Below are 25,101 nucleotides of genomic sequence, written 5' to 3' on the forward strand. Positions count from 1 at the left end.
TAGTAAAACCGTTAAATCATGGTTTGTGCTAATACTTCGCCTTCTGGCGTTTTTACCGTTAGCTTATTGTCTTCTAGAGTACCAAAGCTTCTCGGTAAGCCATTACGTGGGAATGTCATCGAGCCTGGGTTGAATATAATGGCTCCATCTTGCATCTCTGCGACGGGAACATGTGTATGCCCGTGGGCGATGATATCACCTTCGCGCAGTGGCGGCCGTTTTTCAGAGTTGTACAAGTGACCATGAGTCAAAAAGATTCTCTTGCCAGATTCAAGTAGCACCCATGAGTAATCCATCATCATTGGAAACTTCAATAGCATTTGGTCCACTTCACTATCACAGTTGCCACGTACAGAAATAATTTGATCACTGTATTGGTTCAATAAGTCTGCTACCTGTGGAGGGTTGTAGCCTTCCGGAATAGGGTTTCGCGGCCCATGGTTTAGCGTATCTCCTAGCAAAATCAGGTGGTGCGCACCAGAGGCCAGAAATAGCTCAATGGTTTCTTTAGTTGCTGGCAAAGAGCCATGCAGGTCTGAGGCAAAAAATAGTTTCACGACATTGTCTCCTCAAAAAGTATGAGGTCATTCTACGGCATTTTTTTAGCAGCTCAACCTACGACGGTTTGAATACTACTGATAGCGCAATGATTCAATGACCATAGGCAAAACATAGAACCATGCTGCATACGCTGTTCCAACCAACACCAGTATCCAAAACACCATCGACATAAATTTTGATTTGGCTAGATGGTGCAGCGGATCGGGCTCTCCGCATCCTGGACATGCATGAGCGCGTTTTGAGATTTGTTTCTCACACACGGGGCAAGAGACTAAAGGCATGATACAGATTCCTCGACATTAGGCTTAGGGCGCAAAGAATAATGGTGAATTAACACATATGCAACCTAACATATATTAAATATTTTAGTTCTTTGTAACAGTCGCTGACTTGAGAAAAAATTCGTTGATTTTTCATTTATATCAACCGATTACACTTCTTCTCGCACCATACCATTGATGACAATATTGTTATAACTCACCATCCCAATGACCTCGCCACTTTCAATGACCGGCGCTCTGCTTATGCCAAATCGCTCAAACAAACGGGCACAATATTTTACGTTCATATCTGGTTCGACACACAAAGCGGGCTTGGTCATGATTTCATAAATATTTGTGCGCTGAGGAGAACGATTATTCGCCAGCACCTTTTTGGCGATATCATTCATCAACACGATGCCATATTCATCATTATCATCTCGCTTTTTCACCACCAGCGCTTTGACTTGGTATTTTTTCGCTAGCGTTATGCCTTCGTATACGGTCATCAGTCCATCAACCATTACATACGTTGCCGCCATAACATCTCGAACTCTAATTATCGTTTGATCACTCATAATTCATCCTCGACTACTTTGGTCAATGTCTCGACTTGATGCGCGACACCGACTGCATCTTCAATATCGATCTGAATAGCAATCCCCTGTCCCGACTCTCTGTCAAATTCACCAACCTCATTAATGGTCTCTAATATGTGTCGAGATAGATGTTCCTCGACCACAAACAGCAGCACATCTTTTTGCACTTCTAGCGTTAAACCAAAAAACGTTCGCTTTTGATTTAAACCTTGCCCGCGAGCATTGTTAATCACTGTTGCACCGGTCGCACCAGCATCGCGTGCAGCGTCCAACACCTTGTCTGTTTTGCTGTCTTCCACAAACGCAAGTATCAATTTAAAGCGCATTTTCTTCTTCCTCCGAGACGTTTTTATTCAGCCACTGGGTTATTTGCGCATAGCCCATCACAGAGATCATAGGAAATAGACTGGCAAACGCGATCAAGCCAAAGCCATCAATCATTGGGTTTCTTCCAGGGACGGTCGAAGCAAGCCCTAACCCTAATGCAGTTACAAGTGGGACAGTGACGGTAGAAGTTGTTACGCCTCCAGAATCGTAGGCGAGTGGAACAATAAGCTTAGGAGCGTAAAACGTTTGAATCACAACGACGATGTAACCCGCGATGATGTAATAATGAATGGGATCGCCCACGACAATCCGGTAACTCCCTAATGCAATACCAATTGCCACCCCAAACGCAACGGCTACGCGCAAGCCGTTAATACTGATACTGCCTCCAGAGACTTGGTTTGCTTTTATCGCTACAGCGATTAAAGAAGGCTCTGCAATCGTGGTACTAAAGCCTATAAAAAAGGCGAAGGTGTAAACCCAATAATAGTCGACCCACATTAAGGCTTTCCCTACCGATACTTTGAACTCTTGTAAAAACTCCGGCGCCGTTAATTGCACAGCCATCGTCTCCCCAAGTGGAAACAACGCCATTTCTAATCCAAGTAAAAAAAGAGCTAACCCGAAAATCACATAAACGAACCCAAGCAAAACTTTCTTAAGGTTGCTAACAGGACGCCTTAACACCGCTAACTGAAAACCAAAAATAATGCTGGCGATGGGAACGACGTCTCGAACGGTCGATAACAAAGTGTCTAGGAAATGATCAATTGAAATCATGTTACGACCATTCCGTAAACCATCACAAACATCATCGGTAACAGCGAGGCAAAAGCGATTAAACCAAAGCCATCCACCATAGGGTTACGCCCTTTAATAGAAGACGCTAAACCGACACCCAGTGCAGTGACCAAAGGTACTGTTATGGTGGACGTGGTTACACCTCCGGAATCGTAAGCAACGCCAATAATGGCTTCAGGTGCAAACCACGTCAGTATTACAACGCCGACGTAGCCGCCGATGATCATGTAATGAATTGGCCACCCTTTTAAGATGCGCAGAACGCCAATAACGATAGCGATCCCCACAGAAAGTGCCACCGTTACTCGTAGCCCTTGTCCATAATCCTGCATGGATTGCTCTGAGTTTGTGATCATCCCTCCTTCTGCCGCAACTTCTGATGCTTCTTCTGCTACGGCCGTTAATGCAGGCTCGGCGATCGTGGTGCCAAAGCCTAGACAAAACGCAAAAACTAACAACCAGAATACGCTGCCTTTTTTTGCAAAGGCTTGAGCCATACTCTCTCCGATAGGAAAAAGACCAAGTTCTAGGCCAAAGATAAAAAAGGTTAATCCTAAAACGACAAGCAACAAGCCAAAAAGAATGGAGACCAGGTTGGGCAGCGGCTCTTGCAAAACGACTAATTGAAAAAAAGTGATAACAATGATGATGGGTAATAAGTCACGAGCACTATTGAGGAGCGCTCGAAAAAGCGCAACAAATGCTTCCATGCCTATCCTCCTTGATTATGCAAACTGATTACGCTCGTTCCAATGAGCGATAACTTTTAGTCTGGCATAGATTTCACTCTTCTACCGTGAATGCACTAGCGCCATCTATAACATTTAGTTACATATTTTCTAATATGTGAAGTTAATAGCCTCTCTGTCAGCTTGTCACTATCCCAGAAATAATGGTGTTGAGATGATCAAGCTAAGCACAAAACGACTATAATGTTCTAATACGTGTACATTCAAAGAGATAACATGAAGATATTACTCACAGGTGGCACTGGGTTTATTGGCTCGGAGTTGCTCAAGCTGCTATCAACTCACCAGGTTATGCTACTTACACGCTCTCCAGAGCGAGCAAAACAACGCCTACAGCATGCTGATCTGGGTAATATCGAATACCTTGACTCGCTCGAGTCGTTCGCCGATCTCAATCACGTTGATGCCGTCATTAATCTTGCAGGTGAGCCTATTGCGGATAAAAGGTGGACCAGCGAGCAAAAAGAAAAAATCTGCAAAAGTCGTTGGAAAATTACCGAGCAAATTGTTGAGCTGATCCACGCAAGTACCGAACCTCCCTCTGTTTTTATTAGTGGCTCGGCAGTTGGCTACTATGGTGATCAACAAGATCATCCGTTTGATGAGTGCTTACATGTTAATAGCGACGACTTTCCTCACGAGGTTTGTGCAAAGTGGGAGCAAATAGCCAAGCGCGCAGAGTCGGAGCAAACTCGGGTTTGTCTAATGAGAACTGGCGTGGTACTCGGCCTCAATGGTGGTGCGTTGGCAAAGATGCTATTACCTTACAAGCTTGGCGTAGGCGGCCCACTTGGGAACGGTAATCAGTACATGCCTTGGATTCACATCCTAGATATGGTCCGCGCCATCATGTACTTGCTTGAAACACCACATGCCCACGGTGCATTCAATATGTGCGCCCCCCATCCTGTGACTAATCGTATATTCAGCGGTACACTAGCTAAAACGCTCAAACGTCCGCATATCTTGTTCACGCCTAAATGGGCGATTGAACTCCTAATGGGAGAATCTTCCTGCTTATTGTTCGATAGCATGAGAGCCAAACCCAAAAAACTCACCGAACTGGGCTTTAAATTTAGCTACTCCAGAATAGAGCCAGCACTCAAGCACTTGCTTCATGACCGGAGCTGATGAATGATGGCTCTAATCAAGGTTTCTGAGTCTTAAATTAAATTATGAAAAAGTCGATTCTTATTACGGGTTGTTCAACCGGCATCGGTTACGTGTGCGCTCATGCCCTACAAAACAAGGGATTTAATGTCATTGCATCTTGTAGGAAAGAACAAGATGTCCAGCGCCTAATTAATGAAGGGCTAACCTGCATCAATCTAGACCTAAATAGCCCAGAAAGCATTTCTTCGGGCGTGAAGCAAGCGCTAGAGTTAGCAGAAGGTAAGCTTTACGCAGTGTTCAATAATGGTGCCTATGGTCAGCCCGGAGCACTGGAAGACTTACCCACCGAGGCTCTTCAAGATCAATTTCAGACCAACTTTTTTGGTTGGCACCAGTTGGTCAGAGAGGTGCTTCCTCATATGCGCCAGCAAGGCGAAGGACGCATCATACAAAACAGCTCTGTTCTTGGTTTTGCCGCAATGAAATACCGTGGTGCCTATAATGCATCAAAATTTGCCTTAGAAGGCTGGACAGATACGCTCAGGCTAGAGCTTGCGGATACGAATATCAAAGTGGCATTGATAGAACCAGGACCGATCGAAACTCAATTTAGAAACAATGCATTACGAGCCTTTGAGAAGTGGGTTGATATTGAATCTAGCCCCCATCGTCATGCTTATGAAGGACAAAGAGAGCGACTCAACAACGACAAGTCTAATAATCGATTTGTTTTGCCTGCAGAGTCTTGCATCGCACCAGTTCTTCATGCATTAACTAGCGTTTCACCGAAAATTCGTTATCGAATTACTACACCGACTAAATTATTCGCAGTCTTGAAAAGACTATTACCAACCCGTGTACTTGATAAAATTTTGCGACAGGCTGCATAAAAAAGTTTTGTCGAAATGTAATTTCACCGTAACAATGTGATGTCATTATGAACATGTAGGTTAAAAAAACCTCAACTAAACGAATCAATTTCTACGCAATTCAGCGGGGATTCTTTCGCCCAAAGTGATTGAGTTGCTTAGATTTGGTATCGCCACCCATTACGTTTTGTAGCAATGTTTATACTACTGCGAGGCAACAATGACATTAAATCAGCTTAACTGGCTTAGTGTGGGTGTAGTGTTGACCATGTTCATCCTATTTTGATACCGCACTAACAAATAGCATTAGAATTGCGCTGCTTCGGCAGCGTTTTCTTTTTATCTAACACCTGAGCAGCAATAACCTCACTCTATTACCTCACGTTTTCTCAAAATAGAATGATTCATTATTGATGGTGAATGTCGCTTGAATTTCACCTAAATCAACTCCATATCTAATATCAACGACAAGACACAAGGCAAGGATACTCTGATGCAATCCCCATTTATCGTTGAGATAACAGAACAGAACTTTCGCGAAACGCTTGAAGGATCAATGAACACGCCCGTTTTGATCCACTTTTGGGCCAACGCTCAGCCAGAAAGCGCACAGATACTCCCTGAGTTGCAATCTCTTGCTCAACAGTACAACGGTGCATTTACGCTTGCTCTACTAAATTGTGAAGATCAGCCCGCTTTAGCGTCTCAATTTGGCGTGCAAGTATTGCCAACTATCGCGCTGTTTATAAATGGTCAAGCCGTCGATGGTCTGGGAGGCCCCCAGCCAATTGATGCCATTGCTACCATGCTACAAAAGCATTTGCCAAGCCCAGATGAACAACTATTAAAACAAGTCAGTGAACTTCTTCAGCAAGGTGAGCATGCTCAGGCTTTGAGCATCATCCACACTTTGCCGCCAGAGCTGCAAGAGCGTGGTGATGTGAAACTCGCGATGGCTGATTGTTTGCTAGAAACCAAACAATTTGATATTGCCCAAGAACTACTGAACGCTATCCCTCTCGAGTATCAAGATAACTACTACAAGAGCCTAATAGCCAAGCTCGAGCTGCATTTGCAGGCTGCAGATAGCCCTGAGTTACAGCGACTAGAACAAGCATACGCAGCAGACATGGCAAACTTCGAACTCGCTTGTGAATTGGCGGTACAATACAACCAAGTTGGTCGGGATGAAGAAGCGTTGGAACTGCTGTGGAATATTCTTAAAAAAGACTTGGGCGCCCAAGACGGTGACGTGAAGAAGACTTTTATGGATATTCTCAGTGCGCTAGGTCAAGGTAACGCATTAGCAAGCAAATATCGTCGCCAGCTTTACTCAATTTTGTACTAAGCGCCGCATTCTTCTAGTAATAAGACAACAAAGGCCGGGATTTCCGGCCTTTGTTTTTTGTTAGAAGTCGCTATACAACGTTGGTGCTGCTGGCGGATACTCTATTGGTTGCCAACGATCATTAAAGGTGTACTTGGCATAAAGCATGAAATGGTTTGGTGTATAAAACTCAGAACGTTGTACATCGACTAACGCACCAAGATACCAACGTTTGCTGACTCGCTTTTCCACCGCCGCTTGCAACGACGTACCAAAACCACCACCTTTGTCTGACTCCGCTACTGTCGATAAGTATGGCGCGTCTTCCTTAGTCCAAGAGTTAGAGACGGATGCACTCAATTGATATGACCAAGAACTGTTGTATCGGCCATAAAAGTTGATAGGTAAAGACACCGAGAAGTAACTTTGCGGGCTGTAGTAGCCACCGTGACCTAGCGTGTACTCACCCAGATTTTTGTCGTAATCAAGGTACATTAAGTTCGTACCTATACTTAAACGCTGGTCATCCGTTGCAATTAACTTGTAGTACGCTCCACCTAGCACGCCTAAACGAGTGTTGTCCTCAACCTTTTCACCAGTCAAAACATGATACTGCAAGCTACTCCAAAAACCGTAAGGGCCACCAATGTCCCAACTTGAGCTCAACTTCACACCAGTACGAGCAACTCCGCCCCATTTAGTCCCTTGAGGGTCAGTCGTGCCGCTAGGGACAGACATTCCAGCATAAGAAAGCGCGCTACTGGTCTCTGGGCGACGCGAAGCTTCTGCCGTCCAACCGAACTCACCCAGGTCCCCATTGATGCGCACACCACCAACCCATGTGGTATGGTCGAAACCAATTGGTGTCGTGCCGATATCGACCAACCAATCTTCAGCCTGCCAGCCCACTCCAAATGCCATACCTGATGCGTCATTTTGGAACGAAGTGCTGTCAGAATCGGTGGTTTTTTCATAATAGTCCAACTGACCTGAATCGATAGAAACATAATCGGCTTTTAGCAACAGGTGCCCATCCCAGCTCTCTATCGGGATACGGGCTTCTATGGGCACTTGATTCGAAGTATTACGGCCATCTCGTGCACTGTAATCCCAGCCAATCATGACATGCCCATCACTCCGATCATGCAGTTTATCGATGTCCGATTTGACGTTACGAGTCAACCAGTAGTCGTCAGCAGTATCATATAGCTCGCGTAAGCTTAGGGGTTCTTTTTTCGCCTCTTCAGGTTCACGATTTTTATCCATTCGGTCACGATTTAAGGCTTGATAGGCGCGTGTTTCAGCTAACGCCCACTGTTGATTTTCCATTGCTATAGACATGCTATTGCGAAATGCTAATGCGTCAGCATCAGGCATCGCATCCAACAACTGATTTAGCGCATTAGCGTCATTTCGATAGCCTTGTTGATTAAACACCGCGGCCACTGTCATCAACTGTGCCGCAGTTAAGCTATCGCGCTTTTTATTCAAAATGAGGTGCATGTCGTGATACGTCGCTTCATATCCAGTCAAAGCACTAGCTTGCAACATGCCAATTTCTGCTTGAGTTTTAAATGGCTCAGGCTTTAAAGAAACTTGTTCATACAAATCCAACGCAAGCTTAGGCTGTTGATTAACCAGCATCAGATCCGCTTGACTCAACAGTCGACGGGTTTTGAGTTCATCAAGCTGTAATGCTTCCGAAGCACTTAAATCTTGTGTTGCGGAATTTAATGCTAAGTCCGCGTACCAACGATCAAAATCTTCAAAGTGATTCAAGCTTACCATCATGCTGCCGTAAGCCAGTTTGTCATCGGTTGACCAATCTTCTGAAAGCGAAATGTTTTGGAAAATCCTCTCAGCTTCCTTAACTTCATCAATGTCTAACCACGCACTCACTAGACGAGCGAGCGGTTGAATTTGACCTTGATAATCCGACTCTAGCGCACGTAATGTCGCCGTTACTGATTCAGGAGAAGCTAAGTAACGCGTTTGAATGTCTCTCAACTGAGCATCAAGCTTCAAGCGGGTTAAATTGCGCTGCATTGCGTCTGTCATGTCATGTTGTGCGATGCTCTCTAGCTCAGCGATGGCCTCATTCACTTTGAAGTCCTGCGCGAGATAAAGCGAGTAAGCAAATTTCATTTCAGGGTCATTACTAGATGTAGCCCAATTGGACATCAGCGTATCCGCGCGTACTTTGTCGCCCATTGAATGAATAACATCAGCAATATCAAGCCTTAACCATGGGGAGGTTGGCTGTAGCGCTATCAATTCCTCTACGGACGCTTTCATCGTTGCCTGATCATTTTGAGCGATTGCGATCCGCAGACGAGTCAAAATAACTTCCGACTTGATGCTCGCTATTTTTTCAGCGACCACTTTCTGCTGTGGGGCTGAGTAACTGCGCGCGAGCGCTTCCGCGCCAGACCAATCTTGCTGCTGAATACGAACATCTAAGCGACCACGCAATGCAGAGCTATTGCTGCTATCCAGTTGCAAAGCTTGTTTGAAAACCTTCTCTGCCGCGGCATAATTTTCTTGTACCAGATACAAAGAGCCTAATGATGAATAAGCATAAGGTTGGGATTTATCTACTTGAATCGCTTTTTGATAAGCGCTTTCTGCTTGCTTAAACTGGCCTTTTTCGACCAAGGCATCACCTTGATCAAGATACGCCCAATATTGAGAAGTCTCGATTAGCGCTGCCCATTTTGAGGCCGAGTCAGGATTATGATCTAAGTGCTGAGCCTGTTTAAAGTATCCGAGCGCTTTTTGTTGCTGCCCTCTACGTAGATAAACCTTACCCATAGCACCAAGCAATTCAGGATCTTGCGGACGAGTCGTCAACGCATAACGCAGCTGAGCTTCTGCTTGGTCGGTTTTATCTTCCTCGAGCAACGCTAACCCTTTGAGCTTGGCGAGATAAGTGGGGTCTTTGCGTAGTTCCTTTTCCTTTTTCCAGCGATCTTTCGCGCTTTGATTCGCTCTTTGTATCTCCATGTCAGACGGGTAGTAGCTAGCTAAGATGGCATATTGCTGAACAACTTGATCTGAAATAGGCAATTGATCCAATGCACGCAACCACGACGTTGCCGCATTTGTTCCAACCGAAGGAGCAAGCGCTAACTTTTTATAGGTATCGAGAATCCATGGATCAGCAGGATTCTCTTTGCGAATGTGGTTGGCTAACGCGAGTTGAAAAGACGGAACACTAGGATAATTTGCATTTAAACGTTCCAGTCCCTGTTTTACCGAGCTCCAACTGCCTGGCAAATTACTTTGCAACTGTAGGAATTCCAGTTGTAACGCTGGTGATGGCATTCCATTTGGGAAAAGGGCTTTGTAAGCTTGAATCGCTTCATCGTAACGACCAGATTTTGCAAGCAACTGAGCGCGCTGATAATCCGCTCTTTTCTCTCCCTGAATAGCCATAATCGATGACAAGTTTTTCGCTTGAGTCGAATGAGGCGCCTGTCTGATTAAGCGCTCAAATACCGGTTTTGCTAATTCTGGCTGCTTACGTTTCAGATACATATTCGCTTGATAGAAAAGCCCCGTTGGATTGCTTTCTTCAATCGCGAACAGCCTCTCCAGAGTACTCTCGACAATATCATCTCGGCCAATCGCATCCGCCAGTTTTAGCTGCTCAACCAACCACTCAACCGAGTCAACTCGTGCTAATGATGTGGAAAATTGAACCAGCTCGATAGGCTTGTAGACCTGTGCGAGCTGCGACTTTGTCAGAGGTTTTGAGCTAAAGCTTTCTGCATGCACAGTGCCGACGCCACCAGCCGCCAAAGCAACCAGTGGAATCCACCATAACACGTATCCTGTTACTGACATCTCTCGCTCCATACAGGAAGCAATTCACCTTGCACACCAAAACGGTAACGTTCTTCATGCCAACCAAGCCCAAATAGACTTAATACGTTGTCGTAATAATGATCGTTTTTGTCCACCACAAGTTCATTTTGAGCACGACGAAACTGCGTCTCCAACAGCGCAGATTCACCAGAAGCCGCGAGTAACGGAAGAGCCGCAGCAGAAAAACCTGCGCTTCCTGCTTGGGTATATTTACCCGTTTCAGTATTTACTTCTCTCGCTGGCGCACCAAGGGCTTTGGTTGCCGCGACAAACGGCTGCATTTTTTGTACTAATACTGCTTTTTCTGAAACTTGGTCATTTAGCATACCCGCCCAAAGATAAGTGCGGATCGCGTTGTAACTGCCCATCGGCCCTGTAACCACATCTGAGCTATAACGACCATTTCTCAATACTGCCCAGTCTGGGCTAAAGCCAGCTGGCATCGTTTTCTCTAGCATGTGAACACTTGCCTTATACATTGAGTCCCAGTTGTATTGCGGGTACAGCGACTGCATACGAGCAATCAGTTGTAACGGAACATAACTCGGATTCACACGGTACTGGCCGTCGGCATCAAAGCCCGTTGGAGCTGGCAACAATACCGTTCCAACTCCCGCTATGTTGACGGTTTCTTCACGTAAAATACGACTCGCGATCAGATGTCCAAGGGTCTGATAGTAGTAGTTATTCCATAATCTCCCCGCCTCAACAAGGGAGTAAGCTATCCACAAATCAGAATCTGACGCTGGGTTAGAATCCAAGACTCCGAACTGACCATTTTCTTTTCTTCCCCACAACCAAGCAGGAAGCCTTGCCGTCAAATCCCCACCAGCCAAATGTGATTGAGTCCATTTTAAAACCTGATCGAAGGTTTTAGGGTCATTGGCAACCAAGGCAAAGAACAATGCGTAAGATTGGCCTTCCGAGGTTGTAATCATACGCTCGTCACTGCCATCAACGACTCGGCCTTGCTCCATGTATACCGACTTAAATGTTTCCCATTGTGGCCACTTGCAGGTGTTAGCCCACAAGTAAGGAGACACGAACAACATAAGGAACGAGATGAGTTTTTTCATTATTCCTCTTCCTCAGTTTTTTCTAAACGTCTAGACGCGACTTGACGTAATACGCGCCAAAGCACAATGGTTACGATCACCACTAGCAAGGCGGCAAAGCACGCAACGATGACTGGGTGATTAGAGAAGTGATACCAAACGAGCTGCCACACAGGAAGCTTACCGACATAGTAGTGCGAACCCACGTTGTAGCTTGCTACTTCGTTATTTCTCAACGTCACCACCGAGCCAAACATGTGCTCCACTTTACCGGAGTCAGCCAACGCGCGATCAACCGACGAAAAATCTGACGGGTGAGCCGCCATAATAGAAATGACGCTGCGTTTTTTCGTAAATGGCGATTCTGCACCATAAATAGCAGCAAAAGAGCCTTCTGCCTCGACAGAAACATAATCTGCGGCGGCTTGACGAGCATCACTTGGACTCATCCAGTTCATTCCGAGCTGCTTTTCATTTTTGCTTGGTAGGCGAATTTGTCTCTGACCCTCTTTAACCACTAAGTTAACTTGGTCAGGATTATTAGCGGCTTCTTCTAGTGCATCCACAACACCAATCGTCAGGATATCTTTATTTTTTAGTTGCTCAGCATTCCATTTATCTGTCAAAAGCACCTGAATACCTGGGTACCCAGAGTCACGTCCCAATGACCCCATGACGTTTAAGAAGGTTTGCAACACTTCTTTTGGAGCACTCTCTGGAACAACAATAGCAGTTTCTGACAAATCAGCCATGCGAGTGTAAGGAAAACCGGATGTAGCAAAAGCGCGCATGTTCGGCATTTCGATGTAGTGGGGGAAACCACTAAAATCAATAGTAGAATCACCATCAATAACCGCGTATTGCTTACTTGGCTGCGTTACCTGGCACTGCCCATCGGTCACCGAAGCAAAGCCAAATTCGAACTCGATTCGGTTTTGACTACCCACCTTAAAAGCCGGAATGCGAACAAACGTATCACCACTTAGAATGCCATCATCTAACAAAGGAACACGTATACGGTTAGATTCTCCACCTTGACCTTTTGTGGTTAGGTTGAACGCCTCAATGAATTGGTCATTAATACTCAAAGTCAGACGAGAGCCGGAATGATCCGCAGCAGGCGGTGAATAACGATAGTTAAGATCCATCGGTATACCACGGCTTTGCCAAGTAAAGAGATCGGGTGGTAAACGCAAACTTACGTTGATTGGTGGAGGCGTTCGGCCTTCCACTTGCAGCATGCTTTTTTGTTCGACTAACTCAGACAATGCAACAGGACGAGCCGTACTCACCCAGTTTGGCGCATCGTACGGGACTCGTGGTTTGATTTGTTTGACTTCATTAATCTTCGCGATTGGTCCAGTAAGAAGTTGGTTTCCCAACGCCAAACCTTGCACCGCAATGTTAAGCTCCTTACTGTCACGGCCTGTCACCAGAAGAAGCTTCACGTACGGGTCTGTTGGATGAGTGATGACTTGAAGACGAGGGCCATCCGTGTCTGGAAAATCTCTCAGAAACTCAGGTTTGTTGTCATTGGTAACAAAGACAATGGCGTTGCGCTTAGGTAACGTGTCGACACTAAAAGGGAATTGAGCACCACGCCAACCCGCAAGAGCACCAAAGTAAGAGCTCAAGACACCGGCAGCCTTGACATCATCTAAATCGTATTTGCTACCCATCACGACAGGCAGATTTAACTGGCTGAAATCACGGACATCAAAAAAAGGAGCCGGTAACAAACTCAAGTCACTTTCCAGCACTGTCTTTTGAGCAAGCATCTCAATTCGACTACTTTGGCTAATCTCAGCCCAAATGCTCGAGTCATTGGGGTTAGCACAGTCTTTCTGAGTATTCCCTATTAACTCAAAGCGAATTTGGTTGTAATTACTAAAGTAACGAGTGTCCAGCGGCATAGATAAGCTCAACTTTTTGCCTTGCTGGCCATCGACGATTGACGCTACTCCCATAAGTTCGTTGTTCAAATACACTTTGACGTGAGAAACCAAAGAGAGCAACGCTGGCGAAGGTGTGATATCAAAGTGCAACGTTGCTTTAGATACCACCTCATCGAGTCGCGAACCGAAACCAATATAAGCACTGGCCTCACTACCTTGGATAGCAATTGAACCACTGTAACCTAATTGACTAAATGGGATGACGCGCTTAAACACGGTCGAATCTTCAGCATCTTGCTGTGCCAAAGGCGTTGCTTGTTGCTGACTTACTTCTTGTGCCGCGAGACTGCACGACATACACATGAGAGTGATAGCCGTTGTCAACGCTGTTAGTTTTTTATTATTTAGCATGACTTGAGGTCCTGATTGGGACATAACGAGGTCTTAGTGACCAAATAAATTCGATACAAAATAAAAGTGCATCCACACTGACCTGAACAAACTTAGGACAATGTTGCAGCAAGCGTTTGTATCCATTAAAGCCGACTTGCAGTACAGCCTGCATACTCGATAGAGGTTTATCTGATTGATAACCTTGTTGCCATTTCGCCCATGTATCTGCACGTGCAAATGTACATTGGACGTATTGGATTCGTTGTTGATGAGACAATTCGTTGAGTTGTAAACCAAATATCCCCTTATGAGCATAGGCAACCGTCATAGGGAAGACGAATTCTTGGCCACCTCGATTGAGGATCACTTCTAAGGTTTGACCGAGTAAGTAAGCACAGGTTGGTTCATCGACCCCGTCAATTTCTATGCGCACGCCCCCCAAAGAGAAATCCTTCATCTGCGCTTGTATTAAATGCCCAGAATTAAGCCTAACCGCGACAGGAATCGCCACCTCTACTCGGTGATCTTTTCGCACTTGTTTAGCTTCTACTGCAACCGCAACGGCAGCACCTAAAATCAACAGGTTGTACATCGTCCATACGAGATTCACGATAACTGTACCGATTTCATTTTGAGGCCCCCACCCCATTCGGTAAGTCCCTACAGCGAAGCCCAAAATGTTGAGTGCAACCAAAACCAAATATGGTCGAGAGATAACCCAATCGTAGTGAGACTTTTCAACCAAACCGCCTTTTGCCGTTACGTTGAATGTCCCTTTATGGGGCGCAAACAAAGCCACCGTTGTTGGCCTTGCGATATACCAAGCAAGCACGGTTTCGTATACCTCACCCCAAAACGAATAACGGTAGTCACCCTGCATACGAGAGTTGGTCATGCTGGCGTGAATCATGTGGGGTAATACGTACAAAATGATCGCCAGCGCTGGTGCATAAATCACGTAGGAATGCAGCAACAAATAAGCCAAGGGTGCGATCAGGAATACAATCCTCGGGATACCAGATAGAAAGTGCAGCATGGCATTGACGTAACAAAGCCGTTGAGAGAGCTTAAGCCCCTTTCCAGTCAATGGATTATCTACCCTAAATATCTGCGCCATCCCGCGAGCCCAACGAATGCGTTGCCCAACATGTGCAGACAATGTTTCTGTCGCCAAACCAGCAGAAATCGGCTGCTTAAGATATGCAGAACGATAGCCTAAACGGTGCATGCGCAGAGACGTGTGCGCATCTTCCGTCACGGTTTCGACTGCAATACCACCGACTTCCTCTAAAGGCTCTCGACGTAAAATAGCGCACGAGCCACAGAAGAAAGTCGCATCCCATAAGTCGTTACCATCTTGAATCAGGCCGTAAAACAAGTTGCCTTCGTTTGGCACGTTACGAAAGTTCGATAAGTTACGCTCAAAAGGATCCGGTGAGAAAAAATGGTGCGGCGTCTGAATAAGCGCCAACTTTGGATCTTTCAGGAACATCCCCATTGTGAGCTGAAAAAATGCTCGTGTAGGAATATGGTCACAGTCAAAAATCGCAACAAACTCACCGCTGGTCTGCTTCAACGCATAGTTAATGTTACCGGCTTTCGCATGTTCATTCGTTGGGCGGCGGATGTAGTTCACCCCTACACTTTTGGCGAAATCTCGGAAGCTATCACGCTTGCCGTCATCCAGAATGTGGATGTTAAGTTTGTCTTTCGGCCAATCGACACCTAACGAGGCATAAACCGTCGCTTTCACAACATCGAGATCTTCGTTGTAAGTAGGGATCATCAAGTCAATGGTTGGCCAAGTTGACTGATCCGGTGGCATCGATACTGGTTTGCGATTCAATGGCCAGATATTTTGGAAATAGCCAAGCATCAGCACAATCCAAGAATACGTCTCAGCTAGAAGTAAAACGCCCCCTAGAAACAAAGCAACAGGATCGTCCCAGTTCAGGGTAGACGAATAACGCCACCACAAGTATCGACATGAGGCCGTAACCGACAAGATGATCAAAAGCATGGTAGGAAAACGACCCGGCATGCGACGGACCATCATCGCTAATGCCCAGAGTAACAGCACAAAGACAGTCTGAGCCTGATAACCAAATGGCACCGTAAAACAAAGCAAAGCGATTAACACCACGAAAAACAACAAGGTGTAGTTCAACGCCATCGCTGACTTACTTGCTTTAATACGCTCTCGAACTTGTGGATCTTTGATGTTGTTCGCTGTCTGTTCTAACCAGCGGACGCCTTTTGCAACCAATTCAAATGGCAAGTAGAACGCATTGCGAATTTGCTCGGCTAAAGTCATCGCTAAGCTGCTGGTTTTTTTGGACCATGCTGTATTTACGTTTTGCCTGAAGCAAAGCAACCACACGCTTTGGATAATAAAACGTACAGGATCAAACCATCTTGGCGCAGCAAAATTAACGTTTGGATAGTAAACCAAAGGCAGTTTCCATGAGGGAACACCCGAAATAACCGGCTTTAAAAATACAAAACTCAATGAAAACCAAAAAGACAAAGCACACTCACCAACCCAGTTTGTTTTACAATTCCAGGCTTGCTCGTAAGCGTTCTTCTGCAGTCTGAATTGATCCACTACCCAACGTTGGAAAATCAGATTAAGACTTCGCATAAATTAGCTTTGGTCCTGAGCGCTTGATAACGCTGATACACACCAAAAAGCAAAAGACTGAAAATCTTTTGCGGCTTGGCTCGATGGCGAATAGTGTTGAACGGTCGTCAGGTTTGCCACACATTCAAGCAATGCCGTATCTCGATGAATCGAAACAGGAATCAAGGATTCGCTAAGTTCCTTTTTCAGCACCAACATGAAATCACGACCAATTTCGGTTTCTGGCTGATATTTATTCACCAAAAAACGTAATTTGTCAGAGCGAAGCAATCTCGATAGCTCTTCATGTTGTAGCCAAGATTGAAGAGTGAGATAACTCAAGGCGTCTGCCGTTACCACCACCACAATCATATCCATTGAGTCGACAAAAGATCGCACTTCAGGATCAGTAAGCTCTGCTAAGTCGGCGTGAAAAAGCAGCCACTGTTCACCACGGTTTTCGCTCACTTGCAACGTCGTTTCACCTAACATTGATAGATAGTGAGAACGCTCATTAAAAAACGCTTTTAACTGCTCAGAATTCAGATGGCCAAACGGTAAAAAAAGTGCACCTTGTGGGCTTTCATAACCAGCCTGGGTCCAAGGCTTATCTAAAAGAAGTTGTTTCGCCCAGCCTCCTTGCTCTTCCCTCGGCAAGCCAAGATGAGCTTGCAGTAAACTATTAGGCACCACCTCAATGGCCAGTACCTGTTTATTTATCTTAACTAACGCTTGTGCCAAATTCGCAGCGACGGTCGTTGAGCCACAACCGCCTTTTAAACTAACAAATAGAAGGCGCTTCATATCGCTTCCGTTTCTGAATTTTTCTGCGTATTACGTACCAAAGATAGAACATTACGAGCACCGTTGGCTTTGAAGACTTGCCACTTATTTTTAACTTGTACGTAAGACTCGTTTTCTGTTGTTTCAATATACGTGTATTGAGTTAAGTTATAAGAAGAGTAGATCGAATTAATATCTTTTGCAGACTCAGTCATAGAATTTTTCACAATGTAACGGAGCTTAAACTGAGATAACAGCAATCCCGCCACTATCATTTTCAGTATAAATTCCATTGTTAAAAAATTGACGCATCGACCTATGCGTCTCATATTTATAGAACGATGATGAATGTGAATAAGTTTATTTATAGCCCATATAAATAACAAAGGCCTAAATAATATTTAACTTCAGAAAAAAGGATTACAATAATGAATTGTTACCATCCATTTAATACATATAAGAAATTTAAATATTTTAAATGAGAATCATAGACTTAGAGACTATTGATTTTAAACTCATAAACATCATGTGAAGCACATGCTATAACTATTTTAATTTCTGATCAATTTCGTTTAATATCTTAGCGTCATTTTCTTGTCACTAAGAAAATCAAAATTGTAACGATTAGCATACAACGGATTGTGAGCTTCGCAAAACACATTAAGTTATTGATTTAAGGCTCTTTATGTCATCACTCTCTGAATCATCTGCTATTAAAAACGAACGAGAGATAAACTCTGTTTATGTAAACTTATTTACTCATAAACAGATGCTTATTGATTATTTGTTCAGTACACTACCGGAAAATGACAACACTTCACTTACAAGCTTTACAGACAAAGAAACTTTTTTGTCCACATTGAATGATGAAGCCTTAATGAAATTCAATGACTTATCTAAAACCTACCTTGAACAGTGTTTTTTTCTTAGTCATAAATTCACAAAAAAAACGCCCAAAGCTATAAATCTTGCTAAAGACATTCACAAAACGAACATAAAGAAGTTTTCTACATGTCTATTAGTTGTTCCAGACTCGCTACTATCATCAACTAATGATGATTTTATAAGTGTCTTTCTACAAAGCTTAAATGAGCTGGCAAATAATAAAAAAATCACTATTAGTGTTTGTATATATGGGCATCTGACGACTTCACTATTAAAGCCCATTCTTATTTCTCACAATAGACACATTGCAGGTTTGGCGACCATGACATCATTAGATGACGCTCGCTACTGCTATCTTGTGGATTTTTGGTCCAATAAACACGGTGTAATTACCCAACACGAATACATTCTCACTAAAACTAAAGATAAAACACTAAAAGCAACGTCTTACGAAACGCATCAATCTCATGTCATGCCAGAAGACAAATCGGATAGTGATAGAATCTATGTCAGCAGAAGAGCTTTCAGAGAAAGCGTGAAAGCCCCAAAAGGGATGCGTGTGGCAGAGAGCAATCAAGGACTCATAGCGATGCTAGACAACCCTCGCTCTTCAACGATTATTTTCAGCTGCGATAACCAAAGCGAAGTTCAACAGATCGCGTTAGATTGCTACCGTTTAAGGTCCGCATATGGCCGTCGACTAAAGATTATTGTCAGGGAGACCCAACAATGTCTGAGATATGCAGATGAAAAGTTCTTGCTTCGCGCGGGGGCAAACTTCATTTCTCACGCGCAAATCCCCCACATGCGCTTTATGACTCAGGTTGAAGCAATTCAAGGCCAAATGCTTACACGCCCAATTCCTGAAAGTTTAGAGGCGCTCTTAAAATATGACTTTGAGTTTGGTAGCAAAGGCTACTTACAAAACCAGGACTTTAGCCAATACTGTATTGACGTCATTTCCCACTCAACACACTCAAATGTGAACTTTGCGCTTATCAAGCTGAACTTATTACCAGGTATGACGGCAGAGGAATGTTTACGTCTTTGCCATATTCGAAGAGATGGCGACGTTGTGACAGCCTGCAACAAAGCTCTATATGTCTTGTTCAGTGCTATTCGACATAGCGATATTGATATTGCACTCAACAATATATTTGAGTTCCCAGTGAGAGACTTATTTCATTCAACTCACACGTTTGATACTCAATTAGATATCGAAACAGAGTTAAAATTCATCGTTCAAGATGAAGCCGTCATATCCGACGACGTTTCAGCTCTGGCGACAGAGAGGAAAATATTCCATACCGCCACTAACTCCATTACTGATGTTCCTCCTTTGTTTGCTGTGAAAAAAACCATCGAGCTCAAGGAGCGTTCATGAATATTAACGATTTTTTACTGACCGTGATTATCAGCTCAGGTATTGGCCTACTCCTAGGATACTTTATCCGTGACCTAGTAAACGCTACCCGACGCTTTTACCACAAGCACTTAAAACGCTCGCGCTATTTTGAGCTAGATACATCAGCCACTAACACTAAGAAGCTTAAGTAATGATATCGCATTCTCATGACTCTACCCCCTCCACTATAGGATTGGGCTGGTGGAATATTTACTTTATCGCAAAAACAGCGCTCTATTTTCAAGGAATCATCGATTTCCATCCAATGGAAAACTTTGCGCTGTTGATCTTCATCCTGCTTCCTATCTCGATGAAAAGCCTAAATGCGGTACGTCATATCGTTGTATTTGTCGCCGCAGCGTGGCTCTTGCATTATGATTCTTATCTCCCTCCTCTAGACCGTCTTTGGGCTCAAGCGGGACAGTTAATGCAGTTTGAATTGAGTTATCTGGTCGAGCTTTTGGGACGATTTTTATCATTCCAAGCAATACTCGGATTGCTCGCTTTGTGTGGTGCGTACTTTATTTTGAGCAAGTTTGTTAGGGTTTCAGTCTTTGTGGTTATTGCGATGGTCTATATAAGTATGCCAATGACGACTGAACCTCAGACAACAGTGGCTGCAGAAGTAACTCAACAACAGCCGACAAACGAGGTTACTGCTGGCAAACAACCTCAAATAACGGAAATTAATGATGCCAGTCTCAACACGTTAACTGCAGATTTCTTTGCTAAAGAAGCTTCCCGACGTGTGGCATTCGATACAAACAGCGCAATGGATGCTCCTTTTGATTTGCTGTTCTTGAGTATTTGTTCGGTCGCGTGGGATGACATCGAAATTGCAGGACTGGCTGATCATCCGCTGTTCAAAGAGTTTGACATCATGTTCGACAATTTTAGCTCCGCTACGTCATACAGTGGGCCTGCTGTCATTCGTCTGTTACGAGCCAATTGTGGTCAACAGGAACACAGTCAACTGTTCCAGCCAGCACCATCAAAGCAGTGCTACTTGTTCGAAAGTTTGAAAGAGCTAGGCTTCACAGAAAATTTACTGATGAACCACAATGGTGTCTTTGATAGCTTCCTTGAATTGATCAAAAAAGACGGCGACTTACAAGCGGCTCTTATGTCTCAAGAAGACTTAACTCCTTACCAAAAATCTTTTGATGGCTCTTCTATCTTCCGCGATAAGCAAGTATTGGATAATTGGTGGCAGCAAAGACTTAACAGTAGTGACGACAAAGTCGTGGCACTCTACAACTCAATTTCACTACATGATGGCAACAGGATCATCAATGCGAATTCAAGCACATCTATTGCTAGCTACAAAATACGCCTTGAGAATTTGCTTGATGATCTCCACGCGTTCTTTAAAACCTTAGAGTCCTCAAAACGCAACATCGTTGTCGCTTTGGTACCAGAACATGGTGGTGGAATGCGAGGAGACCGCATGCAAATTTCGGGTATGCGAGAAATTCCTGCACCGACAATCATTCATACACCGGTAGGAATTAAAATCTTCGGAGAAGGAATTCAGCGTCAGGGCGACACCGAACACGTAAGCGAGCCATCTAGCTATCTGGCATTGTCGCAGCTCGTTTCGAATATCCTGGATAAAAACATTTATCAAAGTAAGACGTTTAGCCCTTCAATATTGACAGAGAACCTACCAGAAACACGAGTTGTCGCGCAGAACTCAGGCTCTGCTGTGATTGAAGTACAAGGGAAGTATTATGTTTCTCTTGATGGTTCAAGTTGGATTGAATACCCCGCAAAATAGCGAGAGTAAAACCATGCCATGACAAAGGCCGGTGTTTCCGGCCTTTGTCATATAAAAAACCAATAACCTCTCAAAGGTCTCAGAACTTCAATTGTCTATTGTCTATAAATAGGTAAAAATGGATCGAACATTATGCACTTAAGGGAATAACTCATGCCAATTGATTCACTGATCACCATCGGTATTTTCGTCGTTCTTGCTGTCGTTATCTTATCTTCAGCCATTAAAACGGTTCCGCAAGGAAACAACTGGACAGTTGAACGCTTCGGACGCTACACCCACACATTAAAGCCGGGTTTAAACTTGATCATTCCATTCGTTGATAAAGTTGGTCAAAAAGTAAATATGATGGAGCGCGTTCTCGATATTCCTGCGCAAGAGGTCATTTCAAAAGATAACGCTAACGTGGTTATTGACGCTGTCGGATTTGTTCAAGTGATCGATGCTGCCAAAGCGGCTTATGAAGTCAACGATTTAGAACACGCTATTAGAAACTTGACCCTTACCAACATTCGTACCGTTTTAGGTTCAATGGAACTGGACGAAATGCTGAGCCAACGCGACATGATCAACTCTAAGCTGTTGGCGATTGTTGACCAAGCAACAAACCCTTGGGGCGTAAAAGTCACACGAATTGAGATTAAAGATGTCCAGCCACCAGCCGATCTGACCGCTGCAATGAATGCGCAAATGAAAGCCGAGCGTAATAAGCGTGCGGAAATTCTTGAAGCAGAAGGGGTTCGCCAAGCTGAGATATTAAAGGCCGAAGGTCATAAACAATCAGAGATATTAAAAGCTGAAGGCGAAAAGCAGTCTGCTATTCTCCATGCAGAAGCACGTGAGCGTGCCGCGCAAGCAGAAGCAAAAGCGACTTACATGGTTTCCGAAGCCATTGCAAAAGGTGACATGCAAGCCGTCAATTACTTCATTGCACAGGGTTATACCGAAGCGATCAAAAGCATTGGTCAAGCCGAAAATGGTAAAATCATTATGCTTCCATTAGAAGCAACCGGACTAATGGGCTCGGTTGCAGGGATAGCAGAAATGTTTAAACAGCAAGATAAAGAATAATTTATGGACTTTTTTAGTTTGTTGGAAGGTATCTCTTTCTGGCATTGGCTAGCGTTTGGCTTTGCTCTTTTAGCAGTTGAGCTACTTGGTACCGCAGGGTATTTTCTCTGGCTCGGGATGTCTGCACTTATCGTTGGAGCACTCATGACCGTTTTGCCAATGAGCTGGCAATTGCAATGGCTTTGCTTTGCAAGCTTCAGCTTAATCACCACCTGGCTTTGGTGGCGACGACAATGGTCTAAAGACAAGCAAGAAGACCAAGAAAGAGATCTGAACCAAAAGTACAAGCAGTTAATTGGGCGTACTCTTATCCTTGAAGAAGACTTTTCCGTCGGGCTCAATCGCATCAAGGTAGCCGATACCACATGGTCCGCACAATCGGATCAAGCACTTCCAGCCGGTACCCGCGTAAGAATCACCGATGTTGAAGGTATTATTTTAATCATTGAGCCTGATTCAAATTAATTTATGCCAAAGTAATGGGGCAAATCATGCTCCATTACTTTAATCTAAACAACTGCTTTCATTTCATTACCTTAATTAAAATCGAGAAAAAAATAAGTATTAGTAATATTATTAATACCCTACCTACCATTTCCTATTATTTAATTATTCAACACACGACAATCAATAAGATAGAAATATATCTAGGTAAATTATCGATCTAAATTTATTTTAAAAAATAAAACTTTATTGAATTATTTTTTGATCTTTTTATCCTCGGATACATACTTAACGCATAAGCATTTAAGTTGAGTGCTTTTTATTTGGTAAGTAAGAGGATGTACTATGAATAAGCTTCTCTTTTTAATGATGTGCGGTATTTTTTCTTTTTCTTCCTTTGCCTACAACAACGGAAACGGCGGTACAACTAATTTGGGACCTATAGTCGAATGTAAGATGCCAAGTGGCGACATTACGAATATTCCAAGTGAAATGTGTCGATTTAGAGGTGGGGAATGGGAATAGTAAAGAAGTAAGAGCTTAGTTTGATATAAGAGCCCTTTTCAACCTTACCTTTCTGCGTAGTCACGGTTTATACAAGTACGTAGATATTTAAAGTTTATATTGAGGTGATGATTATGAGATTTTTATCTGGTCTATTAGTAATATCTTTTGCCATAATTCCGTTAACCACTCATGCTAATGGTGCATCCGGTGGTCGTACGATAGGCCCAGAGATAAAGTGTGAGTTGCCAAACGGTAATGTACATATGTTGCCACCGTTATATTGCAAAATATACGACGGCCGAGAAGTGAAATAGAAAAGGAGCCTAGCGGCTCCTTTTATTATTTCACTAAGTATTAGTGGAAGCTGTAAGGGATAAGAACTTGTAGACGTAAGTCTGTTTCATCCGCATCGCCAGCACCTGCGTACTCATCACGTTCTAGGATTGTACCGTGTAAACGAATGGTAGAACCTTTAAGCGCGCCACTTTGTAGTGAGTAAGATACTGTTGCGTTAACTGCGTATTCGCTTTCGTAATCCCAGTCACCTGATGCTCCGCTTGCTGCAGAGTCAGCGCCAGTACCGTAACCAAAGCCTAGGTAGTAGTTCCAGCCGTTACCTTGGTTGTAAGATAGACGGTTGTACCATGCTAGCTCACCCGCTTTGTTCCAGTCAGATAGCGCGTCCCACCACTGAGACCAAGTACCATTGTTCATACCATATGTATGAATAGTACGAGGAACGAAGTCCGCACGGTTATCTGTGTCTGTGTAGCGCAACTCAGACATCCAAGCTAGCTTGCCGAAAGATTGATTCAAAGATAGACCAGTGTGGAAACCTAGACCATCGTATTTCACATCATCGTCAACACCGTAGAAATCAAATGCTAGAGTTGTACGGTCACTAACAGTGTACTTCAAGTAAGCCTTGTAAGAAGTGTTGTCAGTTTCGTTGTGGTAGCTAGTTACTTGACCTGCACCCCAGTCAACACCATTTGCATATTGAACGCCAGTAGCTTGACCCAAACCAAGTTGCATAAACAAGCTGTCAGTTAGGTTACCGTTTAGGCCTAGAGAGTGTAGGTAGCTCCATGAAGTGTCAGACCAAAGCGCTGGTGCGTAATCATCTTCGTGAAGCAGCCAAGGTGCTGTAAATTGGTCTGCGCCAAAGTAGCTTAGGTTGAAATCACCAAGTTTAGCGTTCAGTTCGAAACCACGGTAAGTACCAGGTACAAAGCTCCAAACGTTACCGATTGTACCGTTACCACCAGCCTGTAACATACCAAAACGAGCATTAAAGTTTTCGTTTGCTTTGAATTTCAGCGCTGCTTTGTAAACTTTAAGCTGCTGACCATCACCTGCACCCCAGTCTAGGTTGTTACAAGTTGAGATTTCGTTACATAGGTAGCCTTCGTTTGAATTGTAAAGACTATCGTTGTAAAGATCGCCAGAGTAGTAAGCCGCAACATCTGCGCCCACCCAACCATCGTGGTAGCCAGAAGTGAAGTCTAAACTTGCGTTGTAAGAAGAGTAGTTTAGACGACTCCAACGGTCACCATTTTCACCGCCGGGCTTACCTGTTGTACGAGTTCGTGAACGAGTATCAACTATGAATAATGCATTCAGACTTGAGTCTTGCATAAATTCGTTCACTTTCTCTACGTACTCGCCACCTGCTGCACTTTCAGTAGACGCTGTAGCTGGAGCGACAGCAACAACACCAAACATTGCTGCGGTTAACGCTGAAACCTTAAAAAATTTGTCCATGGAAAAACTCCTAAAAATGGATATAGCTG

The 25,101-nt window shown here is 44.1% G+C and carries 22 protein-coding genes; 9 read left to right on the plus strand and 13 right to left on the minus strand.

The window, feature by feature from the left end; translation table 11 throughout:
• Positions 1-11 precede the first annotated feature (11 nt).
• From yfcE to R7P69_RS16135, 6 genes are all read right to left on the minus strand, one after another.
• Complete coding sequence (yfcE, locus tag R7P69_RS16110) at positions 12-557, minus strand: phosphodiesterase (protein ID WP_017634822.1); 546 nt, start codon at positions 555-557, stop codon at positions 12-14.
• 75 nt (positions 558-632) lie between these two features.
• Positions 633-842 carry a hypothetical protein gene (locus tag R7P69_RS16115; RefSeq protein ID WP_005382086.1) on the minus strand — a complete coding sequence of 70 codons (210 nt, stop codon included), beginning with the start codon at positions 840-842 and terminating at the stop codon, positions 633-635.
• Positions 843-991: 149 nt separating this feature from the next.
• Positions 992-1,399, minus strand: coding sequence for a CBS domain-containing protein (locus tag R7P69_RS16120; protein WP_005382085.1), 408 nt, complete (start codon positions 1,397-1,399; stop codon positions 992-994).
• Entirely contained in the window at positions 1,396-1,746 is a 351-nt protein-coding gene (locus R7P69_RS16125; protein ID WP_005382084.1) for a P-II family nitrogen regulator, read from the minus strand. Before R7P69_RS16125 ends, R7P69_RS16120 begins: the two co-directional genes overlap by 4 nt.
• Positions 1,736-2,527: a DUF1538 domain-containing protein gene (locus R7P69_RS16130; RefSeq protein ID WP_005382078.1), complete on the minus strand. Its 792-nt coding sequence runs from the start codon at positions 2,525-2,527 to the stop codon at positions 1,736-1,738. Before R7P69_RS16130 ends, R7P69_RS16125 begins: the two co-directional genes overlap by 11 nt.
• Positions 2,524-3,258, minus strand: coding sequence for a DUF1538 domain-containing protein (locus R7P69_RS16135; RefSeq protein ID WP_017634823.1), 735 nt, complete (start codon positions 3,256-3,258; stop codon positions 2,524-2,526). The genes R7P69_RS16130 and R7P69_RS16135 overlap by 4 nt, the downstream gene beginning before the upstream one ends.
• A gap of 255 nt (positions 3,259-3,513) precedes the next feature.
• On the opposite strand from R7P69_RS16135, the gene R7P69_RS16140 reads away from it, so the two are divergent.
• The 3 genes from R7P69_RS16140 to R7P69_RS16150 all read left to right on the plus strand — a co-directional run bounded on the left by R7P69_RS16140 (position 3,514) and on the right by R7P69_RS16150 (position 6,627).
• Positions 3,514-4,428, plus strand: a complete 915-nt coding sequence (locus tag R7P69_RS16140; protein ID WP_065274254.1) for a TIGR01777 family oxidoreductase — start codon at positions 3,514-3,516, stop codon at positions 4,426-4,428.
• 44 nt (positions 4,429-4,472) lie between these two features.
• On the plus strand, positions 4,473-5,300 hold the full coding sequence (locus tag R7P69_RS16145; protein WP_025766996.1) for an SDR family oxidoreductase: 828 nt from the start codon (positions 4,473-4,475) through the stop codon (positions 5,298-5,300).
• 472 nt (positions 5,301-5,772) lie between these two features.
• Positions 5,773-6,627 (plus strand): co-chaperone YbbN, encoded by an 855-nt coding sequence (locus R7P69_RS16150; RefSeq protein ID WP_005388628.1) that lies wholly within the window; start codon positions 5,773-5,775, stop codon positions 6,625-6,627.
• A 60-nt stretch (positions 6,628-6,687) separates the two neighbouring features.
• Here the strand turns inward: R7P69_RS16150 and R7P69_RS16155 are convergent, their stop codons facing one another.
• From R7P69_RS16155 to R7P69_RS16180, 6 genes are read right to left on the minus strand one after another with little or no spacing between them, the layout of a single operon-like run.
• Entirely contained in the window at positions 6,688-10,452 is a 3,765-nt protein-coding gene (locus R7P69_RS16155) for a cellulose synthase subunit BcsC-related outer membrane protein (protein WP_238952238.1), read from the minus strand.
• Complete coding sequence (bcsZ, locus tag R7P69_RS16160) at positions 10,443-11,549, minus strand: cellulose synthase complex periplasmic endoglucanase BcsZ (RefSeq protein ID WP_318121632.1); 1,107 nt, start codon at positions 11,547-11,549, stop codon at positions 10,443-10,445. The genes R7P69_RS16155 and bcsZ overlap by 10 nt, the downstream gene beginning before the upstream one ends.
• Positions 11,549-13,834 carry a cellulose biosynthesis cyclic di-GMP-binding regulatory protein BcsB gene (gene bcsB / locus R7P69_RS16165; protein ID WP_193837650.1) on the minus strand — a complete coding sequence of 762 codons (2,286 nt, stop codon included), beginning with the start codon at positions 13,832-13,834 and terminating at the stop codon, positions 11,549-11,551. The genes bcsZ and bcsB overlap by 1 nt, the downstream gene beginning before the upstream one ends.
• Entirely contained in the window at positions 13,824-16,457 is a 2,634-nt protein-coding gene (gene bcsA / locus R7P69_RS16170) for a UDP-forming cellulose synthase catalytic subunit (protein WP_193837649.1), read from the minus strand. The genes bcsB and bcsA overlap by 11 nt, the downstream gene beginning before the upstream one ends.
• Positions 16,458-16,460: 3 nt before the next feature.
• The gene (gene bcsQ, locus R7P69_RS16175; protein WP_025767000.1) at positions 16,461-17,240 is read right to left on the minus strand and encodes a cellulose biosynthesis protein BcsQ; all 780 of its coding nucleotides are present in this window, start codon (positions 17,238-17,240) and stop codon (positions 16,461-16,463) included.
• Positions 17,237-17,434, minus strand: coding sequence for a hypothetical protein (locus R7P69_RS16180; RefSeq protein WP_021034149.1), 198 nt, complete (start codon positions 17,432-17,434; stop codon positions 17,237-17,239). The genes bcsQ and R7P69_RS16180 overlap by 4 nt, the downstream gene beginning before the upstream one ends.
• 470 nt (positions 17,435-17,904) lie before the next feature.
• Here R7P69_RS16180 and bcsE point away from each other — a divergent pair, with 470 nt between their 5' ends.
• The 6 genes from bcsE to R7P69_RS16210 all read left to right on the plus strand — a co-directional run bounded on the left by bcsE (position 17,905) and on the right by R7P69_RS16210 (position 23,326).
• Positions 17,905-19,488 carry a cellulose biosynthesis protein BcsE gene (gene bcsE / locus R7P69_RS16185; protein WP_238952237.1) on the plus strand — a complete coding sequence of 528 codons (1,584 nt, stop codon included), beginning with the start codon at positions 17,905-17,907 and terminating at the stop codon, positions 19,486-19,488.
• On the plus strand, positions 19,485-19,661 hold the full coding sequence (locus tag R7P69_RS16190) for a hypothetical protein (protein ID WP_017819966.1): 177 nt from the start codon (positions 19,485-19,487) through the stop codon (positions 19,659-19,661). The genes bcsE and R7P69_RS16190 overlap by 4 nt, the downstream gene beginning before the upstream one ends.
• On the plus strand, positions 19,661-21,286 hold the full coding sequence (gene bcsG / locus R7P69_RS16195; protein ID WP_238952236.1) for a cellulose biosynthesis protein BcsG: 1,626 nt from the start codon (positions 19,661-19,663) through the stop codon (positions 21,284-21,286). The genes R7P69_RS16190 and bcsG overlap by 1 nt, the downstream gene beginning before the upstream one ends.
• Before the next feature lie 153 nt (positions 21,287-21,439).
• Complete coding sequence (locus R7P69_RS16200) at positions 21,440-22,357, plus strand: SPFH domain-containing protein (protein WP_005382060.1); 918 nt, start codon at positions 21,440-21,442, stop codon at positions 22,355-22,357.
• Between the two features lie 3 nt (positions 22,358-22,360).
• Positions 22,361-22,822 (plus strand): NfeD family protein, encoded by a 462-nt coding sequence (locus R7P69_RS16205; RefSeq protein WP_017634826.1) that lies wholly within the window; start codon positions 22,361-22,363, stop codon positions 22,820-22,822.
• Between the two features lie 324 nt (positions 22,823-23,146).
• Entirely contained in the window at positions 23,147-23,326 is a 180-nt protein-coding gene (locus tag R7P69_RS16210; protein WP_054576689.1) for a hypothetical protein, read from the plus strand.
• Positions 23,327-23,662: 336 nt separating this feature from the next.
• On the opposite strand, the gene R7P69_RS16215 is transcribed toward R7P69_RS16210, so the two are convergent.
• Complete coding sequence (locus tag R7P69_RS16215; RefSeq protein ID WP_238952235.1) at positions 23,663-25,072, minus strand: OprD family porin; 1,410 nt, start codon at positions 25,070-25,072, stop codon at positions 23,663-23,665.
• Positions 25,073-25,101: the final 29 nt, after the last annotated feature.

It is taken from the genome of Vibrio sp. 661, assembly GCF_033339315.1.
In the GTDB taxonomy this organism is placed as follows: domain Bacteria; phylum Pseudomonadota; class Gammaproteobacteria; order Enterobacterales; family Vibrionaceae; genus Vibrio; species Vibrio alginolyticus.

What these genes read in the sequence shown, in the direction of transcription:
- R7P69_RS16115 (WP_005382086.1), bottom strand. Translation starts at nt 842, where the DNA reads ATGCCTTTAGTCTCTTGCCCCGTGTGTGAGAAACAAATCTCAAAACGC.
- R7P69_RS16190 (WP_017819966.1), top strand. Translation starts at nt 19,485, where the DNA reads ATGAATATTAACGATTTTTTACTGACCGTGATTATCAGCTCAGGTATT.
- bcsB (WP_193837650.1), bottom strand. Translation starts at nt 13,834, where the DNA reads ATGCTAAATAATAAAAAACTAACAGCGTTGACAACGGCTATCACTCTC.
- R7P69_RS16205 (WP_017634826.1), top strand. Translation starts at nt 22,361, where the DNA reads ATGGACTTTTTTAGTTTGTTGGAAGGTATCTCTTTCTGGCATTGGCTA.
- R7P69_RS16210 (WP_054576689.1), top strand. Translation starts at nt 23,147, where the DNA reads ATGAATAAGCTTCTCTTTTTAATGATGTGCGGTATTTTTTCTTTTTCT.
- R7P69_RS16150 (WP_005388628.1), top strand. Translation starts at nt 5,773, where the DNA reads ATGCAATCCCCATTTATCGTTGAGATAACAGAACAGAACTTTCGCGAA.
- R7P69_RS16125 (WP_005382084.1), bottom strand. Translation starts at nt 1,746, where the DNA reads ATGCGCTTTAAATTGATACTTGCGTTTGTGGAAGACAGCAAAACAGAC.
- bcsG (WP_238952236.1), top strand. Translation starts at nt 19,661, where the DNA reads ATGATATCGCATTCTCATGACTCTACCCCCTCCACTATAGGATTGGGC.
- R7P69_RS16180 (WP_021034149.1), bottom strand. Translation starts at nt 17,434, where the DNA reads ATGACTGAGTCTGCAAAAGATATTAATTCGATCTACTCTTCTTATAAC.
- R7P69_RS16145 (WP_025766996.1), top strand. Translation starts at nt 4,473, where the DNA reads ATGAAAAAGTCGATTCTTATTACGGGTTGTTCAACCGGCATCGGTTAC.
- R7P69_RS16140 (WP_065274254.1), top strand. Translation starts at nt 3,514, where the DNA reads ATGAAGATATTACTCACAGGTGGCACTGGGTTTATTGGCTCGGAGTTG.
- R7P69_RS16215 (WP_238952235.1), bottom strand. Translation starts at nt 25,072, where the DNA reads ATGGACAAATTTTTTAAGGTTTCAGCGTTAACCGCAGCAATGTTTGGT.
- bcsQ (WP_025767000.1), bottom strand. Translation starts at nt 17,240, where the DNA reads ATGAAGCGCCTTCTATTTGTTAGTTTAAAAGGCGGTTGTGGCTCAACG.
- bcsZ (WP_318121632.1), bottom strand. Translation starts at nt 11,549, where the DNA reads ATGAAAAAACTCATCTCGTTCCTTATGTTGTTCGTGTCTCCTTACTTG.
- bcsE (WP_238952237.1), top strand. Translation starts at nt 17,905, where the DNA reads ATGTCATCACTCTCTGAATCATCTGCTATTAAAAACGAACGAGAGATA.
- R7P69_RS16120 (WP_005382085.1), bottom strand. Translation starts at nt 1,399, where the DNA reads ATGAGTGATCAAACGATAATTAGAGTTCGAGATGTTATGGCGGCAACG.
- R7P69_RS16130 (WP_005382078.1), bottom strand. Translation starts at nt 2,527, where the DNA reads ATGATTTCAATTGATCATTTCCTAGACACTTTGTTATCGACCGTTCGA.
- R7P69_RS16155 (WP_238952238.1), bottom strand. Translation starts at nt 10,452, where the DNA reads ATGTCAGTAACAGGATACGTGTTATGGTGGATTCCACTGGTTGCTTTG.
- R7P69_RS16200 (WP_005382060.1), top strand. Translation starts at nt 21,440, where the DNA reads ATGCCAATTGATTCACTGATCACCATCGGTATTTTCGTCGTTCTTGCT.
- R7P69_RS16135 (WP_017634823.1), bottom strand. Translation starts at nt 3,258, where the DNA reads ATGGAAGCATTTGTTGCGCTTTTTCGAGCGCTCCTCAATAGTGCTCGT.
- bcsA (WP_193837649.1), bottom strand. Translation starts at nt 16,457, where the DNA reads ATGCGAAGTCTTAATCTGATTTTCCAACGTTGGGTAGTGGATCAATTC.